Origin of the sequence: Methylobacterium sp. 391_Methyba4 (genome assembly GCF_029691625.1) — a bacterium.
In the GTDB taxonomy this organism is placed as follows: Bacteria; Pseudomonadota; Alphaproteobacteria; order Rhizobiales; family Beijerinckiaceae; genus Methylobacterium; species Methylobacterium fujisawaense.
Genome location: NZ_CP121475.1, coordinates 321,488 through 341,222, shown reverse-complemented (window position 1 = coordinate 341,222; position 19,735 = coordinate 321,488). Strand labels below are relative to the sequence as shown.

15 protein-coding genes, 1 pseudogene and 1 riboswitch are annotated in these 19,735 nt (G+C 68.5%); of the genes and pseudogenes, 6 read left to right on the top strand and 10 right to left on the bottom strand.

The features are described from left to right. Nucleotide 1: 1 nt before the first annotated feature. Nucleotides 2-1,222: a monooxygenase gene (locus tag P9K36_RS01680; protein WP_111474286.1), complete on the bottom strand. Its 1,221-nt coding sequence runs from the start codon at nucleotides 1,220-1,222 to the stop codon at nucleotides 2-4. A gap of 405 nt (nucleotides 1,223-1,627) precedes the next feature. Here P9K36_RS01680 and P9K36_RS01675 point away from each other — a divergent pair, with 405 nt between their 5' ends. From P9K36_RS01675 to P9K36_RS01650, 6 genes and pseudogenes are all read left to right on the top strand, one after another. Further along, nucleotides 1,628-2,617, top strand: a complete 990-nt coding sequence (locus tag P9K36_RS01675; RefSeq protein WP_111473143.1) for an ABC transporter substrate-binding protein — start codon at nucleotides 1,628-1,630, stop codon at nucleotides 2,615-2,617. Between the two features lie 4 nt (nucleotides 2,618-2,621). Further along, a complete protein-coding gene (locus tag P9K36_RS01670; protein WP_075381588.1) occupies nucleotides 2,622-3,665 on the top strand; it encodes an LLM class flavin-dependent oxidoreductase in 1,044 nt (347 codons plus the stop codon). Nucleotides 3,666-3,679: 14 nt separating this feature from the next. Next, a complete protein-coding gene (locus P9K36_RS01665) occupies nucleotides 3,680-5,017 on the top strand; it encodes an LLM class flavin-dependent oxidoreductase (protein WP_053608938.1) in 1,338 nt (445 codons plus the stop codon). A gap of 176 nt (nucleotides 5,018-5,193) precedes the next feature. Continuing rightward, nucleotides 5,194-5,994, top strand: a complete 801-nt coding sequence (locus P9K36_RS01660) for a MetQ/NlpA family ABC transporter substrate-binding protein (RefSeq protein ID WP_236952827.1) — start codon at nucleotides 5,194-5,196, stop codon at nucleotides 5,992-5,994. 668 nt (nucleotides 5,995-6,662) lie between these two features. Next, the gene (gene rnhA / locus P9K36_RS01655) at nucleotides 6,663-7,325 is read left to right on the top strand and encodes a ribonuclease HI (protein ID WP_043755200.1); all 663 of its coding nucleotides are present in this window, start codon (nucleotides 6,663-6,665) and stop codon (nucleotides 7,323-7,325) included. A gap of 219 nt (nucleotides 7,326-7,544) precedes the next feature. Then, nucleotides 7,545-7,837 (top strand): annotated as a pseudogene (locus tag P9K36_RS01650) (IS630 family transposase); the annotation flags it as partial. Nucleotides 7,838-7,855: 18 nt separating this feature from the next. Here the strand turns inward: P9K36_RS01650 and P9K36_RS01645 are convergent. From P9K36_RS01645 to P9K36_RS01605, 9 genes are all read right to left on the bottom strand, one after another. Further along, nucleotides 7,856-9,526 carry a SulP family inorganic anion transporter gene (locus tag P9K36_RS01645; RefSeq protein WP_043755197.1) on the bottom strand — a complete coding sequence of 557 codons (1,671 nt, stop codon included), beginning with the start codon at nucleotides 9,524-9,526 and terminating at the stop codon, nucleotides 7,856-7,858. Between the two features lie 117 nt (nucleotides 9,527-9,643). Next, entirely contained in the window at nucleotides 9,644-9,811 is a 168-nt protein-coding gene (locus P9K36_RS01640; RefSeq protein WP_164706326.1) for a hypothetical protein, read from the bottom strand. Between the two features lie 180 nt (nucleotides 9,812-9,991). Continuing rightward, entirely contained in the window at nucleotides 9,992-11,077 is a 1,086-nt protein-coding gene (locus tag P9K36_RS01635) for a heparan-alpha-glucosaminide N-acetyltransferase domain-containing protein (protein WP_100794063.1), read from the bottom strand. A gap of 325 nt (nucleotides 11,078-11,402) precedes the next feature. After that, entirely contained in the window at nucleotides 11,403-12,890 is a 1,488-nt protein-coding gene (locus P9K36_RS01630; protein ID WP_043755190.1) for a DUF3526 domain-containing protein, read from the bottom strand. Then, nucleotides 12,887-14,281, bottom strand: a complete 1,395-nt coding sequence (locus tag P9K36_RS01625; protein WP_043755187.1) for a DUF3526 domain-containing protein — start codon at nucleotides 14,279-14,281, stop codon at nucleotides 12,887-12,889. The genes P9K36_RS01630 and P9K36_RS01625 overlap by 4 nt, the downstream gene beginning before the upstream one ends. Beyond that, on the bottom strand, nucleotides 14,278-15,003 hold the full coding sequence (locus P9K36_RS01620; RefSeq protein ID WP_043755185.1) for an ABC transporter ATP-binding protein: 726 nt from the start codon (nucleotides 15,001-15,003) through the stop codon (nucleotides 14,278-14,280). Before P9K36_RS01620 ends, P9K36_RS01625 begins: the two co-directional genes overlap by 4 nt. Beyond that, on the bottom strand, nucleotides 15,003-17,090 hold the full coding sequence (locus P9K36_RS01615; RefSeq protein ID WP_236961649.1) for a TonB-dependent siderophore receptor: 2,088 nt from the start codon (nucleotides 17,088-17,090) through the stop codon (nucleotides 15,003-15,005). The genes P9K36_RS01620 and P9K36_RS01615 overlap by 1 nt, the downstream gene beginning before the upstream one ends. Before the next feature lie 236 nt (nucleotides 17,091-17,326). Next, nucleotides 17,327-17,533: riboswitch (cobalamin riboswitch) on the bottom strand. A gap of 566 nt (nucleotides 17,534-18,099) precedes the next feature. Further along, nucleotides 18,100-18,300, bottom strand: coding sequence for a hypothetical protein (locus tag P9K36_RS01610; RefSeq protein ID WP_043755183.1), 201 nt, complete (start codon nucleotides 18,298-18,300; stop codon nucleotides 18,100-18,102). Between the two features lie 332 nt (nucleotides 18,301-18,632). Further along, nucleotides 18,633-19,682 (bottom strand): patatin-like phospholipase family protein, encoded by a 1,050-nt coding sequence (locus tag P9K36_RS01605; protein WP_043755180.1) that lies wholly within the window; start codon nucleotides 19,680-19,682, stop codon nucleotides 18,633-18,635. Nucleotides 19,683-19,735: the final 53 nt, after the last annotated feature.

Below are 19,735 nucleotides of genomic sequence, written 5' to 3'. Positions count from 1 at the left end.
CTCACGCCGAGCCGACCCGGTATTGCCGGGGCGGCGCCTCCCCGGAGATCGCGAAGGCGCCGACGGAGCGGTCCCGGTAGATCCGCGGGTTGTGGGAGGCGATGGTGCGGGCGTTGCGCCAGTAGCGATCGAGCCCGTTCCCGACCTTCACCGCCGAGGCGCCCAGCGCGTCGAACAGGCTCGTCGTCGCGCTCAAGATCAGGTCGGTCACCACGCTGACCGCTTGGTTGACCTCGACATCGGCGAGCGTCGCCTGACGCTCCACGTCCGGCGATCCGGCCCGGTGCGCGTCGTGGACCCTCTGGAGGGCCTCCGCCACCTTCAGGACGATCGCACCCGCCGCATAGGCGCTGGCACGCACGCGCCCCACCACCGCCTGGATCTGCGGGTCGTCAGCCGTCCGCCCGGCATTGCCGTGGCTGTAGACGCGGGTCCGCTCGGCCACGAGCCGTGCCACGTCGTCAGCCGCCGCCCGGCCGATCCCGGCGAGCGTCGCGAGATGAACCAGCTGGAAGAACGCCATCGCATAGGGAAAGCGGGCCGGATCGGGTTTGATCAGGTCGGGGGCGAGCACCACGCCTTCGAAGGTCGCGGTGCCGCTGGCTGTGAGCGACTGCCCGAACCCGTCCCAATCGTCGACGATGGTCACCCCCGGCGCGCGCACCGGCACCGCCGCCGTCACCGGGCCGCCCGCCTCGTCATCCGCCGAGAGGTGGATGTAGTCCGCGAACAGCGAGCCGGTCGTGTAGAACTTCCGGCCGTCGACCACGCGGGCACCGTCACGCTGGCGCACCACCGTGTCGAATGCGCCGACCTTGGCGGGGCTCGTCTCCGAGACGCCGCTGCCGATCGTCTCGCCCGCGCCGATCCGGCCGATCCAGGCCGCGCGCCATTCGGGCGAGGACGAGCAGAGCGCATCCTCGGTGAAGCCGAAATGCGCCCGCAGCGCATTGGTGACGTTGGAATCGGCGCTCGACAGCTCGATCAGCAGAGCGAACAGTTCCGACAGGCTGGCGCCATGGCCGCCCTCGGACGGCGCGAGGCGCAGCGTGGTGAAGTTGGCCTCCCGCAGCCAACCGATCTCGGCATGGGGCAGTCGGCGGGACCGATCCCGCTCGACCGCCGTGGCGCGGATCTCGGCAAAGACCGGCCGAAACCGGTCCGCGAGTTCCTCGTAGCGCCCGCTCGGCCCCGCACCCCAGCCCGCTTCCGTCTGAGACATGAACACGACTTCCCGATTCCGGCCGACGGCCCGACAGCGATGCCCCTGGAATCGGTGAGTTGTTCCCGGATCTCAAGCCGAATGATCTGGCATTATCTGTTTTTGGAAACTCAGTCTTGCAAGAAAGACGCTTCGGAGATTTTCATTTTCTTCAACGTCCCAGAGAGAAAAGGCTGCCTCTTCGGGTCCATGATTCGTGGATGATCCGACAAATATCGACTGTCGGCGCCGGATTCCGAACTGTCGGGCGTCGACAGTGAAAGAATACTTTTCCGAGCGCCCGTCGAGGAACGGTCTGCCATGCTGCAACGGCAAATCGAAAACGCGTTTCATTGATCCGGCGCCCCCAGGCGTCTTTCAATACGGGGCCGGCCTCTTCTTTCCCTGCCGCGTTGTGAGCCTTCGATGACCGACGAGACCCTCTGGCGGATCGCGCCCTCCCGCCGCTCGCTCCTGCGCACCGGACTCGGCGGCGCGGCCGCCGTCGCGCTCGGTGCCCCTGCCGTGCACGCGGCGCCGCGCGAGGTGAAGATCAGCATGCAGCGCTCGTCGGTGCTGTTCACCGTGCTCAAGGTGAAGGGCACGCTGGCCGAGCGGCTCGCTCCGCTGGGCTTCACGCCGACCTGGCACCTGTTCACCAGCGTGATCGAGCCGATGAATGCCGGCGCGGTCGATATCCATGCCGACGTGGCCGATGCGGTGCCGATCTTCACCCAATCGGCCAAGGCGCCCCTCACCTTCTACGCCCGGGAGCGGGGGGCGCCTTCGGCCGAGGCGATCATCGTGCCGGATGAGTCGCCGATCCGCACCATCGCCGATCTGAAGGGCAAGACGGTCGGCGTCTCGCGCGGCTCGGGCAGCCATTACGTGCTCGCCGCCGCGCTGAAGCGCGACGGCCTCACGCTCGGCGATATCACGCCCGCCTATCTTCAGGCGCCGGAAGGGGCCGTGGCCTTCGAGCAGGGCCGCCTCGATGCATGGTCGATCTGGGATCCGTTCCTGGCCTTCGCGGCGGCGAAGCGCCCGGTGCGGGTCATCGCCGACGGCAGCGGGCTCACGAGCTATCACCGGTACTACCTCGTCAACGATACCTTCGCCGCCGCGCAGCCGGAGGTGGTGGCGACCGTCTACCGCGCGCTCGCCGAGGCCGGAGCGTGGATGAAGGCGAACCCGGTGGAGGCCGTGGCGCTGCTGGCTCCGATCTGGGGCGACCTGCCGCCCGCCGTCGTGGCCGCCGCCAACAGCCGCCGCACCTATGCCGTCGAGCCGGTGGAGCGGGCGCAGCTCGGCGAGCAGCAGGCCATCGCCGACGTGTTCTACGAGGCGAAACTCATCCCCCGCCGGATCGACGCCACCGCCGTGCCGATCTTCGCGATTCCTCCCGGCCGGGGCTGACGCCATGACGGGTTCACCCCGGTTCGGCATCTGGGCCGCCGTCCACGGCTCCCGCGCCGCCCACCATGATCCCGACGAGCCGGACGATGCCAGCTGGGAGCGCAACCGGGCCTTGGTGCTGGAGGCGGAGGCGCTGGGCTTCGACGCGGTGCTGGTCGCGCAGCACACGATGAACCCCTACGATCCGCAGCGCGATCAGCTGGAGGCCTGGACAGGAGCGGCGGCGCTGGCGGCCCTGACCCGGCGCATCGAGATCATCGCGGCGATCAAGCCCGGGCTTTACCACCCCGTGGTGCTCGCCAAGATGGCGCTGCAGATCGAGCATATCAGCGGCGGCCGCTTCGCCCTGAACCTCGTGAATGCCTGGAACAAGGCCGAGTTCGAGCGAGCCGGGCTGCCCTTCCCGGCCCATGACGAGCGCTACGCCTACGGCCGCGAGTGGATCGGCCTCGTGGACCGGCTGATGCGCGGCGAGCGCGTGACCCTCCAGGGCCAGCACTTCCAAGTGGAGGAGTACCAGCTCCGCCCGGCCGGGACCTTCCGGGCGCGGCCGAGGATCTATCTCGGCGGCGAATCCGAGCCCGCCCGGGCGCTCGCCGCCGACCATGCCGATGTCTGGTTCATCAACGGCCAGCCGCTCGCTGAGGTCGCGGCGCTGATCGAAGACGTCGCCCGCCGCCCTGCCCCCAATGGCCCCCTGCGCTACGGCCTCTCGGCCTTCGTGATCGCCCGCGAGACCGATGCGGAGGCGCAGGCCGAGCAGGACCGTCTCCTCGACCTCGCCCAGCGCGACGCGGCCCTGCGCGCCGACACCCGGGCCCGCACCGATGCCGCGAGCGTCATGTTCGCCAAGACCGATGCGGCCGCCTCCCGGCATGTCGGCACCAATGGCGGCACCGCCGCCGGGCTGGTGGGCAGCTACGAGACTGTGGCCCGCCGTCTCCGCGACTTCCACGCTGCCGGCATCGACCTGTTCATGCTGCAGTTCCAGCCCTTCGAGGCCGAAATGCGCCGCTTCGCCGAACAGATCCTGCCGCGCGTCCGCTGATCCGGAGAGAGTCGATGAGCGGCCGTCAATTGCACCTCAACGTCAATGTGCTGCATGCGGGCGTCTACCCCTCCGCGTGGCGGCTGCCGCAGAGCCAGCCGGATGCCTTCCTCGACCTCGACCACTTCGTGCGCGTCGCCCGCGTCGCGGAGCGGGGCAAGCTCGACGCGGTCTTCCTGGCGGACACGCCCGCCATCAACGACCGGATCGACCACCGGCCCTTCAACGCCCTGGAGCCGACCGTCTTGCTCGCCGCGCTGGCCACCGCGACGCGCCATGTCGGCCTCGTGGCCACCGCCTCGACGACCTACAACGAGCCGTTCAACCTTGCCCGCCGCTTCGCAAGCCTGGACCTCGTCAGCCGGGGCCGGGCGGGCTGGAACGTGGTGACGACGGCCGATGCCGCCGCCGGCCGCAATTTCGGCTTCGCCGGCGCTTCGGAGCACGGGGCACGCTACGCCCGGGCGCGGGAATTCACCGATCTCGTCCACGCGCTGTGGGACAGCTGGGAGGACGATGCGTTCGTCGGCGACAAGGCGAGCGGCCGGTTCATCGACACGGCGAAGGTCCATGCCGTCGAGCACCGCGGCGCGCATTACGCCGTTGCCGGGCCGCTGACGGTGCCGCGGAGCGCGCAGGGGCGCCCGGTGACCTTTCAGGCCGGCGGATCGGAAGACGGGCGTGAACTCGCCGCCGCCACCGCGGACGCGGTGTTCTCCCTGGCGCAGACCATCGAGGACGGCACCGCCTACGCCCGGGACCTGCGGGCGCGGGCCGCGCGATACGGACGCCGACCGGACGCGCTCGTTATCCTGCCGGGCCTCGCCACGGTGATCGGCGCGACGGAGGCCGAGGCACGCCGCCGCCAGGACGAACTCTGGGACCTCGTGCCGGTGGAATACAGTCTCGCCCGCCTCGCCGGGACGTTGCGCCTCGACCCGTCGCGGCTCGAACTCGACAAGCCCCTGCCGGAACCGCTTCCCCTGCCGCCCGACGCCAACCACACGATGTTCCTCGGCACGCTCGCCCTCGCCCGCCGGGACCGGCTGACGGTCCGCCAACTCCTGCGGGCGCTGGGCGGCGGCGTCGGCCACCGCATCGTCGTGGGCACGCCGGAGGCGATCGCCGACGACATCGAGGCCTGGTTCCGCGCGGGCGCGGCAGACGGCTTCAACCTGATGCCTGACGTGCTGCCGGATGGTCTGGAGACTTTCGTAGACGCGGTCGTGCCGATCCTCCAACGGCGCGGGCTGTTCCGCCGCGACTATACCGGCGCGACCCTGCGCGACCATCTCGGCCTGCCACGGCCGGCGAGCCGCTTCGCCGCCACGGACGCCGCGGCTTCGGCATGATCAAGTGCAGCAGCATCAGGCTGAGAGAATTCCGCTCTCGATCTTCCCGACGACACGAGAAGCAAGACCTACCAACATGCGAAAGTTCGACAGTCGTTACTCTTGATGCCACGGAGCACCGAGCGATAAGAATATAAGCATTATCGTTCAAGAATTTCCTTCGAGAAGCGTGCGCCGTGCCCCAATACTCCCGTCGTCTTTTCCTGTCCGGCGCGCTGGCCCTGAGCATGGCGCCGGCGCGCGCCGCGACGGCTCCCCTGCGTGTCGTGGCCTCGTCCGTACCGCATGCGGAGATCCTCGAATTCGTCGCCGACAAGCTCGCCCCCGACCTGCCGCTCAAGACCATCGAGATCTCGGGCGATCTCCGCCCGAACGCCCTGCTGCGTGACGGCGACGCCGACGCCAATTTCTTCCAGCACGTGCCCTTCCTCCGTTCGGAGGAAGCCGCGATGGGGGTGCGCTTCGCCGTCGTCGCGGCGGTGCATATCGAGCCGCTGGGATTGTACAGCCGCCGGGCCAAGTCGCTCGCGGACGTGCCGGCCGGCGGGACCGTCGCCCTGTCGAACAGCGTGTCCAACACCAGCCGAGGCTTGTCGCTGCTTCAGGCCAACGGCCTGATCCGTCTGCGGGCGAAGGACGCGGGCGTGAACGCGACCTTGGACGACGTCCTTGAGAATCCGAAAAACTTCCGTTTCGTCGAGATCGCGCCGCCGCAATTGCCGCGCTCCCTCGATGACGTGGCGATCGCGGTCATCAACGGCAATTACGCGCTGGAAGCGGGGCTGGAGCCCGCACGGGACGCGCTGGCCCTCGAACGCGCCGAGGGCAATCCGTATGCGAACGTCCTCGTCACGACCGAGGGTTTGGCGAAGGATCCGCGCATCCAGCGTCTTGCAACGCTGCTGACCTCGGCCGAAGTCGCGGCGTTCATCCGCAGCCGCTACCGCGGCTCCGTGATCCCCGTCCGGAATTCATGACCGACCACGGTTGCGGGACGACGGAGGTTCGGTGCGGGGGCAGTCCGGCCTCTGCCTCGGCGCCGGCGTCCGCGCCCAGAATGCGCCCAGGGAATTCCGGATCGGCTACCAAAAGTTCGGCCTCATCGTCGCCGCCCGGCAGCAGGGCCTGATTGGAAAGCCGCTCCTATCGCGACTTCGCATCGCAGGTCGCGGCGTCCGTCGGAGACCCATCGGGGGACCGGCGCGGTCGCCCCGTGGACCGCGACGTCTTCGGTAAGCAGAGCCGTCCTGCATGCCGGTGACCACGACCTCACCGTCTCCGCGCCCACCGATCGACTCCGATGGGCGGAGGGCTCTCGGAGTGACCGCATTCGATGCGGTGCGCGTCGTTCGCCAGGTAGTGCTCGGGTCGCAGGCGGCTCCTCGCATTGCCCAACCCATTGGGTTTTGATCTAAGCGCTGCAGGGTGGCCGCTCCGTGAGGAGCAGCGGATTTGCGAGCCCCGCGATCGTGCTGACGGGCGCCACGCAGGCCCGGCCTGCGGCGTGGCCGGGGCGACAGGTGTGCTGCCCGGCTCGCAGCTCTCCAGCGGGACCGGCCTGGGGTGGTATACCGTCCGTCAGCCGATTTCGGGCATGGATGGCGGCCTCCCATCGACCACACCAAACGGAAGGGCTGACGCCACGATGCGAACGATCGTTTATGCCGATGGCGGTTGCGACCCTAACCCCGGGCCAGGTGGTTGGGGGGTCGTCGTTGCGGCCCCGGACGGCACGGTCGAGCTGTGCGGCGGAGAACCCGGTACGACGACCAACAACCGCATGGAGCTGACGGCCGCGATCAAGGGTCTCGAGCATTTCCCGGCCGGAGCCGCGATCGAGATGCGGTGCGACAGCCAGTACGTCGTCAAATCCGTGACCGAGTGGATGCGCGGGTGGAAGGCGAAAGGCTGGCGCACGACGACGGGTGACGTGAAGAACGTCGACCTCATGAAGCGCCTCGACGAACTGAACGCGGCGCGCGACGTGAAATGGACCTGGGTCCGGGGGCATGCCGGCGACCGTCTGAATGAGCGCGCCGACGCTCTCGTCCACCGAGGCCGCCGCGAAGCGAAGCTCGGCAAACTCGAATCGCGGACCCATGCTGCGCCCATACCTGCCGCGACCCCCGCATCGGCTTCGCCGAGCCAGGGTGCGGACCTGCGCGTCGATCTTGCGCTGGGTCTCCAGATCACGCGCGCCGCAAAGGCGGCGGGCGTCACGCCCGACGCTCTGGTCGACGATGCGATCCGCTTCTACCTTGAGATTGGGCCTCGCGAGGTCGCACGCCTGCGATCGAGCCGGGCCTAGTGGCCGAGGCCAATCCAATTCGCCTCGTGGATGTGTTCGCGGATGAGCGCGATCGCGCGGTCCGTGGTCTCGCCGACATGACGCCGGCTGCGACGGGCCTGCGCGACATTCATCCCGCGACGCTACCGAAGCTTTACCTCGACTCGCAGGGGCACGGGGATGGTCGGCTACGGCGTGCAGGCGGCCGTCGAGACGGAGCGTCTGCTGTTCGCCGCCCACGCGCTCAAGCATGGTGATCCGGTGGTCCTCGGCAATCGGCCCGCGCGCAAGGTCGGCGGTCTCCGCGCGCCTATCGAGGCGGCCGGCGGACGGTTGCTCTACCGACCGGCCGACTCTTTCGGCTTCAATCCGATCGGACTCGTCTTCGCCCCGCTCACGGCCAGACCACGCGCCGAGGCAGCCCGCAGAATCAGCGCCTCCTGGGACACCACCACACGCCCGTCCTCGGGCGCTTCTCCACGGCCGAGTGCCGCAACTTTCCCGCGGCAGCAGGCTCCGACTCTGACGATCCGGTCAGATCCGATGAAGCGCTAGTCCGGCGCCGAACGCGGATGAAGCTCCCTGTATCGCGCGATGGCTGCCCGCGTGTTGAACAGCAGGCGATCCAGACCGAGTTCCTGATCCAGGCCAGCGCGCCGCACCATGTCGAGGACGCTCGGATTGAGGTCCACGAGCCAGACCGTCACGTCAGTCCGCCGTACGCCCTCCTGCAGCATCTTCAACGCCGAATACTCGATGTCTGGCACACGGCTGAGGTCGAGGGCGACGACGCGCGGCGCACGGTCGGCGACCAGCGCCCGGATCCGATCGGCCACGTTCTGCGCGTTGGCGAAATAGAGGCGGCCTTCGGGACGCAGGATCAGAAGGCCCTCGAACGTCTCGTCGTCGGGGTGCTCGGGAGACAGGGGGCGCAGGACATCGGCCCCCCGCTTGCGGGCAATGATCGAGACCCGCGGATGGGCGGTCTGGAGGGCAAGGCCGAGGAGCGAGAGCACGATCGCCACGACAATGCCCTGGAGTGTTCCAAAGACGAGCACACCGAGTGCCGCCACAATCGCCCAGCGGAATTCCATGTGCCGTACGTGGTAGATGGCCCGGAACTCCTCCGGCTGAATGAGGCTGGCTGAGTAGACGATGACGATCGCCGCGAGGGTCGCCTGCGGCAGGAGACTGAGGATCGGAGCCAGGAACAGCATCGTGGCGAGAGCCGCCCCGGCCGTCACGAGCGAGGCCACTTGTGTCCTGCCGCCAGCGGCTCGGACGACACCGGTCTGAGACGTTCCGCCGCCGGCCGGCATGCCCCCGAGCAGGGCTCCCCCCAGGTTCGCCAAGCCCGTGGCGACCAGTTCGCGATTGGCATCCAGCGGCGGATCGCCGGGCCTCACGAACGCCCGTGCCGCGGCGATGCTCTCCGTGAAGCTCATCAGGGCGATGCCCATCGCGCCCGGCAGGAGTGCTTGAGCGAGCGCTGGGTCGGGCAAGCTGAAAGAGGGCAGGCCCTGCGGGATTGTCCCGACGGTCGACACGCCCGCGGCGCCGAGATCCAGCAGCCATGAGGCAATGAGGGCAGCCGCCACCGTGACCAGAGGGGCTGGCGCGTGCGGCTTGAGCCATTCCATCCCGACCAGCACGGTCAACGTGGTCCCTGCGACGGCCAGGGTCGGCAGGGAGGTTGCGGGCAGGTGCTGAACGAGGCTCACCACGTCCGCAAGGAAGGACTGTTTCGCAACGTGCAGCCCGAGGAGCTTGGGAGCTTGGTCCAGCAGGATGACGACTCCGATGCCGGCCTTGAAGCCCGTGAGCACCGGCAGGGAGATGAAGCTGGCGACGAAACCCAGCTTCAGCAGTCTGGCGGCGAGGAGCAGAATTCCGACCAGGGCCGTCAGCGTCGCCGTCGCGGTGGCGAGCTTCGCCGGATCGCCGTCAGGGACCACGCTGCCGAGTTCTGCCGCGGTCAAGATGGCCAGTGTCGTCGTCGAGCTGACGCTGAGCACGCGGGACGAGCCCAGGAGACCGTAGATGAGCGCGGGAACGAAAGCCGTATAGAGACCGACCGCCACCGGCAGTCCAGCCACGGTGGCGAAAGCCATCGCCTTGGGCAGGACGACGGCCGCAGCCGTAAGGCCTGCCACCACGTCGAGCCGAATCTCCCTTGGCGCGTCTTTCCGGACTGGATGTGGCGTCGAACCGAAGTCCTTCATGTGCGCTCCTCCGCGCTCGGCGTGGGCACGAGGATCGATTCTACCAGTGCTTCGACGATTCCCGCACAAGACACCGCGCAGCTTCGGCCGGATTCTTGTCTTAAGAACATTCCTCAATTAAGTAACGGATCGCGTTCGATCCGCGAAGTCGGGCGTGGTGAAGACCGAGATTGTCGCGCTGGCAGCCGAGAGCAGCATCCGCCACGGCCCGCGTCGATGGTTCACCTCGGTCTCGACCAGGCCGATCCCCGTCTCGGCGAGGCGCTCGGTGTCGCGGTTGCCCACGTCTTGCGACCCTCGGCCGGACTGGCAGACGCGGCCGCCGCCGGATCGCGACCCGCGGTGCAGACCCTGCGCCGTCGGACGATGCCGTCAAGCCCCTCCCCCGCATCTGTTGGGTTATCCGTCACCAATGGGACGTCCGTTGTCCCGCTCTCTGCTCTAACTGGGGCGATCTTCGTGCTCTCAGAGATAGCTCAAAGCCGGCCATCTCCCGGATCGTTTCAGCCGTACCATCGAACGGCAGGCCACCCAGAGGGGAATGCTGACAGCGGCGGCGATGAGCCAGAGCGCCGCCGGTGAGCCAGCCTCGACCCGTCCTGAAGCCCCAACCAGACCGACCGTCGCGGCTCCATCATACAGGAGACGCAGGAGCGCAAGGTGGAGCAGGTAGAAGAACAGCGGCGCGCCGCCGAAGACGCACAGCCAGCCGACGAGCCGCGCCGGAACCACCTCGAACAGCGTCAGCAGGCAGAGGCCCAGCCCGAGCGTCAGCAGCAGGAAATCGGCGGACGGCGGGTACTTGGTCAGATTGACGAAGGACAGCGCGGTGGCGAGGGGCGTGCGGCCGGGCTGCCACGGCACCGGTTCGCCGTAACCGTTGAGCGCGCGCAGGACGAGGAAGGCGACGAGGGCGGCCGCCCCGAGCCCGGCGAGCCAGGCGCGACGGCGCGTTTCGTTGACCGCTCCCGTGAAAAGCGGCCCGAGCGCGTAGCCTGCCGCGATCACGCCGATCCAGGGCAGGAGCGGGTACGAAGTCCGGGCCACGCCGCCCCAGGGCAACGCGATCATCCCGCGCTGGTGCAGGATGGACCAGAGCACGTAGCCCGGCTCGCCCACTTGAAGCACAAGCCCGTCGAGCAGGTTATGACCGAGCATGAGCGCCAGGGCTCCGGTCACGAGGAGAACCCGCGGCAGCCAGAGCAACGCGGCCAGTGCCACCATGCACAGGCCGATCACCCAGATCACCTGCAGATAAAGGATCGGCGGCCAGAAGCTGCCGGCCCAGGCGACATTGACGAGCGTCACTTCCAGCAGGATCAGGAGCAGCCCGCGCTTGAGCAGGAAGGCGGCGGTCGCTCGCGGACCGTGCTTCTGCCCATAGAGGCTGGCCGAAAGGCCGGTGAGCAGGATGAAGAGCGGCGCGCAGAGGTGCGAGGACGCCCGCGTCAGGAACAGGTCCGGCGGCGTCGCGGCGAGATCCATGGGGTCTCGGACCTGCGCATGAAGGTAGAAGAACTCCCGCACGTGGTCGACGAGCATCAGGAGCATCACCAGCCCGCGCAAGGCGTCGATCGAGAGGATGCGCGGCGGGCGCTTCACGTCCGTGGTCGTCACGACTGGTCCTCAAGACGGCAAAGCAGATTTGGGCGCGCGGCCGGGGTCCAGACGGTGCCCCCGCGGAGCATGCAGAAGCCGCGACGGCTCAATCCGCCGGCAAATCCCACCGGGGTGTACGGCCGCTCGCGCACGAGAGCCGCCAGTCGCCGCTTCGACGCGTGCCTGGACCAATGCGCGCGGAGCGACGCGGCTCGACGTTCTGCATCGCCGGGCCGCGTCTCAAAATCCGGGCGGGCAGCCGACGTCGCGACAGCGCTCATACGGACCATATCGCGAAGCGGCGGAAGGCCAGCCCGGCCAGAGCCAATGCCACGCCCCACAGGGTGAGCGCACTGAGCGCGGCCTGCCATCGCGCTGCGTCTGCCGCGATCACAGTCGGAAAGCGCGGCACGGCATCGTAGGCGTCGAAATCGAGGCGCGCCGGGCAGCCTGCGCAGACGGCCGCCGGCCGCAGCTCCTGCGCCAGGATGCGCGGTTCGAAGAAGGCGCGCAGGCTCCGGCGGTACTCGGAGGCTGCAGCGAGAAAGGCGGCGTGGCGGGCGGCGTCGGTGCCCGCCGCCGTGTCGAGCGCGAGGGCGAGCGTCGTCGCCGGAGACAGAAGAGCCAGGCGTGCGCTCCAGGCCGCGGCGCCCTCGGCGCGGGCCTGCATCCCTGCGCGGTAGGGGGCGAGCGTCGTCTCGTAGAACGCATCCCGGGCCAGCCGCTTGATTTGCGGCGTCTCGCGCAAGTCGGGTCGGTCCGTGGTGCCGGGCAACCGCGCCGTCAGCCATGCGGCCGTGACTTTCGCCGCCTCGTCGCCCCGGTAGAAGGCATCCTGAACTTGGCGGCTGGCGTCGATGGCGGCGATCCGCGAGGGGGGCGGCGCCAGTTTGTCCACCGCGAGACCGAGGAGGGCCGGCAGGACAACGGTCACGCAGGCCCAGGTCAGCACGAGGATCGTCAGCGACGCCACAGCCCCGCGCCATAGGCTGGCGGCGAGGGCACAGGCGGCGACCCAGAGCACGACATAGGCGCAGAGCGCGGCGGCCAACAGGGCGAGGGTCGTGGCCCAGCCCGGAGGGAGGTCCCGCCATCCCGCCAGCGCCAGGGCCAACGCCGTCCCCCCGATCACGGCGGCGACGAGGATGAGCGCTGCCGCGCCGAACTTCGCGCCCGCGACGATCCGGGGGTGTACGGGCTGGGCCGCGATGAGGCGGAGGATCCCGGCATCCTGCTCGGCGGCGAGGCGCGTTCCCGCGATGGCGATCACCGCCAGGGGAACGAGGTAGATGAGGACGAAGGCGAGGTCGAAGGGCCCGAGCCTCAGCGCGGCGGAGGATCCCAGTTCGTAGGCCGTGTCCTCGAAGACGGTGCTGAAGCCGAAGCTCGTCTTCATGACGGCGGGCTGGATCTCGCTCTGCCCCGCAGAGAGCACGGCCAGGGGCGTCGGCGGCTTCACGGCGTAGGCGGCGAGGAAGTAGTGCATGTAGCCGAAGGCGTGGGTCGGATCCTGCCAGTAATTGACCGTCATCGCACGCGGCACGGCGTAGCGGGCGGCGGCCTCCTTAGCGTCTCGAAGGGAGCGCGCGGCATCGTCCGAGGCTTGCGCGATCGCGGCCCGTTCGCCCGCCACACGCTGGGCACCGGTATGGCCCCCGAGGCAGAGGGCCACCTGGAGCGCGGCGAGGATCGCCCAGGTCAGCCGCTCGCGAAGAATCAGGCGCAGTTCGGTCCTCAGCAGTGGGAGAAAGCGCGATTGGCTCACGGGGCCAGCCTGCGGATCAGGGGGATGCTCCCGGCGGCGAGCAGCGCCAGCCACAGACCGAGCAGGAGGGCCGGGACCCGGATCTCGGCGAGGGACCGCGACAGCGGCAGGGGCGCAAAGGCAAAGGGCGGAATTTCGCGCCACAATTCCGGCCCCGCCAGCATGGCGCGCCCGTCGCGCTGTGGGTTGTCGCGGATCTCGGCATTCATGCGCTCCGAGATCGCCCGCCGGTAAGCCTCGGCAGACCAGACGAAATGGGCGTGCTGAACGAAATCGGTCCCCGCAAGGCCTTCCGACACACGCTGGAGGGCGACGCGCGGCGAGAGCAGGCCCGCCCAGCCGAACGCGGCATCCCGCGCAGCCAGGGCCGCGAAGAAGGCCCCGAGTTCCCGGTCGTAGACCGCGAAGGCATGGTGGTCGTTCTCCACCATGATGAGGCCACGCAGATCCACAGGGAGTTCCTGCTGATCGCTCACGCCGTAGCGGGCGAGCGTCGCCTGCGCTCGCGCATCGCTGGCTTCGGCGGATTTATGGGGACGCAGGTCCCCGTCGATCCGCAGCCGGGTCTCGCGATAGGACGGGGCGGGCGAGACCATCTCCATGCCTGCAGTCGCGAGCCGTGGCGCGACGAGGCACAGCGCGATCCAGATCGCGAGGGAGATCGTCAAGGCTCCTCGCGCCGTGCGGGCCAGCAGCGAGGCGATCATCGCGATGAGCAGGAAGACGGCACCGTAGAGGGCCTGCACCGCGACCCAGACGAGGAGGCGCGGCCAAGCCTGCCAACCCGCGGTGCCGAGGCTCGCAATGGCCACGCCGCCGAGCGTGAGGAGGGGCAGGCAGACCAGGACCGCAAGGACGAGGTTCAGGGCGGCGAAGCGGGCGGCAAAGAGTGGGCCGGGCGGCGCGCCGTTGCCGAGGGCGAGGCGCAGGGTACCGCGCTCGCGATCCGCCGCGAAGGCGGCAAAGCCGAGGAGAAGCGCCACCAGGGGAACAACGAGGCCGACGACATCGGAGACATCGGAGAGGCCGGCCCGGTCGAAGGGGCCGGCATCCTGCACGGCGCGGTAGACCGCATCGTTGAACAGGTGCGCCTCGATCCGCACCATCCGGCCCGTATAGGGCTCGGTGCCGGGATCGAGGATTGAGAGGGGCGACGAGGGGCGAAACACCCACAGGCCGTAATGATCGGCGGAATGCGGGTTCTTGGCATCCTGCCCGAGCCAGCGGGCCCGCTCTGCGGCCGTGACCCGCGCGACCTCGGCACCGTAATCGCGGGCGGATTGCCAGGCGCCGAGGCCCGTGACCATCAGGAGCAGGACGAGCAGGCCGCCGATCCAGCGGACGCGCGCGTCCCGCCACAGCAGCGCCAACTCCGCGCGGACGCGCCTCACGTGACCGCCCCCGACAGGCGCGCGATGTAGAGGCGTTCCAGATCGGTGTGCGCGTAGCGCCTCGGATCGATCTCCTCGGCGACGCGCCCGCCCGCCAGCACGCCGACCCGGTCGGCCATCTCGCGCACGCGGTAGAGGTCGTGGGTCGCCATCAGCACCGCCGTGCCGCGCTCCGCCGCCGCCCGCACCGTCCCGGAGAAGGCCGCCGCCGCCGATGGGTCGAGGCCGGATGTCGGCTCGTCGAGCAGCAGCAGCCGGGTCTTTCGCGCGAGCGCGATGGCGATGCCGACCTTCTGGCGCATCCCCTTCGAATAGCCGGAGGCGGGCCGCGACCAGGCCTCGGGCGCCAGGCCGGCCGCCGCGAGATGCGTCTCGGCCTCCGCCCGATCGATCGCGAGACCGGCGAGGGTCGCGAAGTAACGGAGATTCTCCAATCCCGATTGCCCCGGATAAAGGGCCACCTGCTCCGGGATGTAGGCGGTGCGCGCCCGGGCAGCGATGGGATCCGTCCCTGCATCGATCCCGCAGACCCGGACCTCCCCCGCATCGGCCTTCAGGAAGCCGAGGATGAGGTTGATCGTGGTGGTCTTTCCGGCACCGTTGGGACCGAGCAGGGCATAGACCTCACCCGCGCGCAGGGTGAGGTCGAGACCGCTGAGGGCGGTCCTGCCTCCGAACTGCTTGACGACGCGGCCGAGCGCCAACACCGGCTCAACCGCCATCAGAACCGCACCGTCACGGAGCCCGTGATGCGACGGGGCGAGCCCGGATAGACGCGGAATACGTTCAGTGAACTCTCATAGTAATCGGTGTCGAATATATTCTCGATGTTGAGCGCCACGCGGGCGTTGCCGAATTTGTAATAGGCCAGCGCATCGACCGCGATGAAGCCCGGCAGGGTGAAGCCGGACCCCGCCGCGTCGCCCGCCCGCTCGCCCACGCCGCGCACGCCGCCGCCGATCCCGAAGCCGCGCCACGCGCCTGCTGGCTCGTAGACCGCGAGCAGGCTGCCGGAGTGGCGGGGCACGTTGACCAGGGGGGCGCCGACCGGAAGCACGTTGTCCTTGGTAACGCGGGCATCGGCATAGACGTAGCCGGCCAGGAGCTTCAGTTCCGGCGTGATCTGTCCTTGAGCCGTCAGCTCAAAGCCCTGGCTGCGCACGGCGCCGGCCGCGAGGGAGAAGCCGGTATTCGCCGGGTCGGGCGTGAGCACGTTCTCCCGCTCCACGCGGAAGGCGGCGGCGGTGAGGAGCAAATTGCCGCCGAATAATTCGGACTTGGCGCCGACCTCGTAGCCGAGGCCGGTCTCGGGCGGCAGCGCCGTGCCGCGCGTGACGGCGGCGGCGTCGGTGCCGATATTCGGCCGGAAGCTCGTGCCGACATTGGTGTAGAAGGCGAGTTCCGGGATCGGCCGGTAGACCAGGCCCGCCCGGGGCGAGGCCGCGACCCGCGACTGGTCCACTTGGCTGCGCACCACGCGCTCGCGGAAGCTCTGCTCGAAGATGTCGAGCCGAAGGCCGATCAGCGCCCGCCATTCCGGGCTCAGGACGATCTCGTCCTGCGCATAGAGGCCGGTATTGGTGATGCGCTCGATATTGTTGCGTGGGATGGTGATCGGCGGCAGCGCCTGTCCGTAGACCGGCGAATAGATGTCGAGGGCGAAGGGGCTCGTGCGGAAGTTCGAGCGCAGATAGACCGTCCGGCTGTCGGTGCTCTCCCGGTCCATGCCGAGGAGGAGCGTGTGGCCGATGCCGCCCGTATCGAACCGCCCGATCAGGTCGGCCTGACCGACCGCCACGTCCCAGCGATAGTCGCGCACGTTGCGGTCGCGAAAGACGGTGCGGTTGTTGGCGGCGATTCCGCGGATCTCCGCCGATTCCCCTTCCAGATCGCCGGTGTTGAAGTAAGCGGCGAGCCGCATCTGCCAGTTCTCATCGAAGCGATGATCGACGCGGACCTGCAGCGAATTGTTGTTCTGGTAGGTGCTCTGACCGGGCTCGCCGAGGAACCGCGAGAGCGGCAGGAAGCCGAGCTGGCGATTGAGCGCGATCACGCCCCGGTCGAAGACGATGCGGTTCTTCACGAACTCGGTCTCGACCGTAACGCGTGTGTCCGGCGTGACCTGCCAACTCACCACTGGAGCCACGAGCAGCCGGTCGCTGTCCACGAAGTCGCGGAAGCTGCCGGCCCCCTGTGCGGCGAGATTGAAGCGATAGAGGACCGTCCCGTCCGCGTTCAGGGCACCGCCGGCATCGATGGTACCGCGGGTCAGACCGAACGAATCGACCTGATTGCCGAACTCGACGAACCGTTCGGCGGTGGGTTGCTTGGTGATGAGGTTGACGAGCCCGCCGGGATCGCTGCGTCCGAACAGGGCCGCCCCCGGTCCCTTGAGCACCTCGATGCGTTCGATGTTCTGCGCGTCGGGCGGAGGCGGGGTCCCGCGATTGAGGGGGAAACCGTTCTTGTAGATCTCCGAGGTCGTCACACCACGGATGGCGTAACTGAAGATCGAAAGCCCCCCGAAATTGTTCTGCTGGGCGACGCCGGGCAGATAGTTGAACGCCCGGTCTACGCGGGTGGCGGCGAGGTCGGTGATCGTCTCCCGCGGCGCCACGGAGACGGCCACCGGCACGTCGATCTGCGGAGTGGCTGTGCGCGTGGCGCTGACGGCCGTGCCCGCTCCGTATCCCGGCGTCGGGCCGATCAGGCCGATGGTGCCGCGCCCGGAGGCCGTCGTGCGGCCGGCACCCTCCCCGACCTGCTCGACCGAGAGTTCCTCCAACGTCACGCTCTCCTGCGCCCGCACGTCCTCGATCGGAAGCCCGGCCGAGAGGACAGCGGCGAGCGCCAGCCGCCGACCGCGATGCGGAGTCCGCGGACGACGCGCTGATGGCGCTGAAAACCGCGCAGGCTCGCCGAGAGACGGACGTTCGGAGGTCGCCACCACACACTCGCTGTTGCCGGGTGGAGGCCACGGGGATACGGGCAGCGTCGCCCACGAGACGGCGACACCGCGCGCTCCGCCGGGGCACCCCGCCCGAGGGACGTCATCGTGCCGAAGGCAGGTCTCCTGGCTCACGGGTCAAAGCGCCCGCCGGACCTTCCCAGTGCAAGCACCAGTGGTCATCGGTGGCAGGCGCTCGCCGCTCACAGTTGCGGGGGCAGCTTCGGATTCGCTCCGAAAAGCGCACCGAATTCCCGTCTTAGCTCCGGGCCGGGACCCGAAGAACCTTGGCTGGACGATATTCGCCACCGGCGCGCATCCGGTCAACGGGCCTGACAAACTTTGTAACAGTGTTACGTTACGTGTGGCGCTATGGACACAGTCCGATCCCCGATGGAATGCACCGCTCTCACGTTGCGGTGATGGACCGGATTGGGCTCGGACGACGCGGGTCCGAATGAGATCGGCGGGCCGATGGCGGCTGGATATGCGCTATGCTGAACCGAACGGACGAGCGGTCATCGACGACTTGTTTCATGCGCCGCTGGGCGCCGAGCGTCTCAGCTGAATGGAAATCCGATGGAACGCTCTTGGCATCGTGTTGCTGATTGCCGAACGCGCGGCCCGAGCTCATGACCCGGCATACGGTCCTTCGGTGACCCGCTCCATCTCAGGGCCGGCCTTGCCGTCCAGCCTTGGATCGCGGCATGCCTCATCGCCGTAGTCGCGGTGGCCCCGTGCCAAAACTTCTCCTTCGGCGCGAACCCGATACCCTGACCGGCTGGCTTTGCACCGGGCAGATGCTCTCGATCGGTTCGGTTCTAAGCCAGCCGGTCAAGTCAGTCGTGCATTTGCGGTCGCTCGATCGCCCCTACATCTTCCGCTCGCGATGGATACGCTTCTTCTTCGGAAGTGCCTTGTGACGGCCGATGGTGACCCTGGCTTCCGACACCGTCGGTCCGGCCAGCGCCTTGCCCAGTGCGGGACCAGCGGCCGTCGCGTCCGCGAACGTCGCGAAGGTCAACAGGGGTAAGGCGGCCAGCGCCGCGCGAAGAGCCCGGATCGTGTGCATAAGCGTTCACTCCTCTGTCTGTGGGCGCCGGGCCGTTTCCGGGGCCGGCCGGATGCGACGAGCGGTCTTCGGTGTGAAGGTGCTCCCCCGGAATCGAGCCGGTCCGACTGCGAAGTGCCGCGCCGATCATGCGCGTGAACCGGTGTGAAGAGGCTTGGGCAGAGACCCATTTAGTCTGACAAGATATCGTCGATCTGCGACGCGCAAGACTGATAAATGGAATACATGCTGCATCTATACCGAATAAACATAAATCATAAATCAATATATGCACCTTGATCTTTATCAAGTTCAGCAAGCTCTGTCATGCGCGACGGGGCGTTCCGGCTGCGTCAGACGCCTTCGAGCAGTCGGTCGAGGTCGAAAGACGGACGCCGGCCCAGATCCGGCCCATGATCGGTCAGGAACGTCGCGGCGCTCCGGCGTCCCTCGTCCCGAAGCATCGTCAGGAATGCCCATTCCGCATTGAGCTTCGAGGACGAGCCCAGCTCGGCGACAACGTCGCTGGCGATGCGGTGCATGCGCATGGCCGCCCATCGGGCGCACTCGGAATTGTCCGTGGGCGCGACCTGCCGCAGCAAGGCCATCATCCGCAGTTCCTTGAGCAGGACCGCGTTGAAGGAGATCTCGTTGAGCCGGTTGAGGATCTCCCGGGCCGAGGTCGGCGCTTGTCTGCGCTCGACCGGATTGACCTGCACGATGATCGTATCGCGCGACTCGCATTCGCGGACCAGGGGGGTGATCGTCGGGTTTCCGGAATAGCCTCCATCCCAGTAAGAGGCACCGTCGATCCGCACCGCCTGGAACAGGGTCGGCAGGCATGCCGAGGCGAGGAGCACGTCGGCAGTGACCTCGGCGTTGCGGAACACCCGGCCCCGGCCCGTATGAACATCCGTCGCGGTGACGAAGAGCTTGATCCGGCTCCGTGCGATACGCTCGAAATCCAGCCGCGAGTCCAGGATCTGTCTGAGCGGGTTGAAGTCGTGCGGATTGAGGTCATACGGGGAGAAGACCCGCGCCATCAGGTCCGCGGCCAGATACAGAGGCGCGGAATCGAGCGTCCAGCGGCCCAGTATCACGTCGAGCGGGCTGCGCTGCAGCGGGCTGAACCGGGCCGCGCGCGAGACGGCGTCCCAGAAGGTCTGGAGTGCCGCGCGCGCACCGGTGGCCCCGTCCCGCTCGTAGCCCTCGATGAGGACGGCCGCGTTCATGGCACCGGCCGACGTCCCGGAAATGCCGTCGATGCTCAGCCAGGGCTCCTCGAGCAGGCGATCGAGGACCCCCCATGTGAAGGCGCCGTGCGCGCCGCCGCCCTGCAGGGCCAGATCGATCAGGATCGGATCCCGCCCCCGCCTGCCCGCCGTGATCGCCTCATCCGACATGGGACCGATACCCTCATCCCGTGAGCACCTCTTCCGTCGTCCTGCCGCCATCC

Coding starts and splice junctions, on each gene's coding strand:
- P9K36_RS01680 (WP_111474286.1), bottom strand. CDS start 1,222: ATGTCTCAGACGGAAGCGGGCTGGGGTGCGGGGCCGAGCGGGCGCTAC.
- P9K36_RS01675 (WP_111473143.1), top strand. CDS start 1,628: ATGACCGACGAGACCCTCTGGCGGATCGCGCCCTCCCGCCGCTCGCTC.
- P9K36_RS01670 (WP_075381588.1), top strand. CDS start 2,622: ATGACGGGTTCACCCCGGTTCGGCATCTGGGCCGCCGTCCACGGCTCC.
- P9K36_RS01665 (WP_053608938.1), top strand. CDS start 3,680: ATGAGCGGCCGTCAATTGCACCTCAACGTCAATGTGCTGCATGCGGGC.
- rnhA (WP_043755200.1), top strand. CDS start 6,663: ATGCGAACGATCGTTTATGCCGATGGCGGTTGCGACCCTAACCCCGGG.
- P9K36_RS01645 (WP_043755197.1), bottom strand. CDS start 9,526: ATGAAGGACTTCGGTTCGACGCCACATCCAGTCCGGAAAGACGCGCCA.
- P9K36_RS01635 (WP_100794063.1), bottom strand. CDS start 11,077: ATGCTCCTGATGCTCGTCGACCACGTGCGGGAGTTCTTCTACCTTCAT.
- P9K36_RS01620 (WP_043755185.1), bottom strand. CDS start 15,003: ATGGCGGTTGAGCCGGTGTTGGCGCTCGGCCGCGTCGTCAAGCAGTTC.
- P9K36_RS01610 (WP_043755183.1), bottom strand. CDS start 18,300: ATGCACACGATCCGGGCTCTTCGCGCGGCGCTGGCCGCCTTACCCCTG.
- P9K36_RS01605 (WP_043755180.1), bottom strand. CDS start 19,682: ATGTCGGATGAGGCGATCACGGCGGGCAGGCGGGGGCGGGATCCGATC.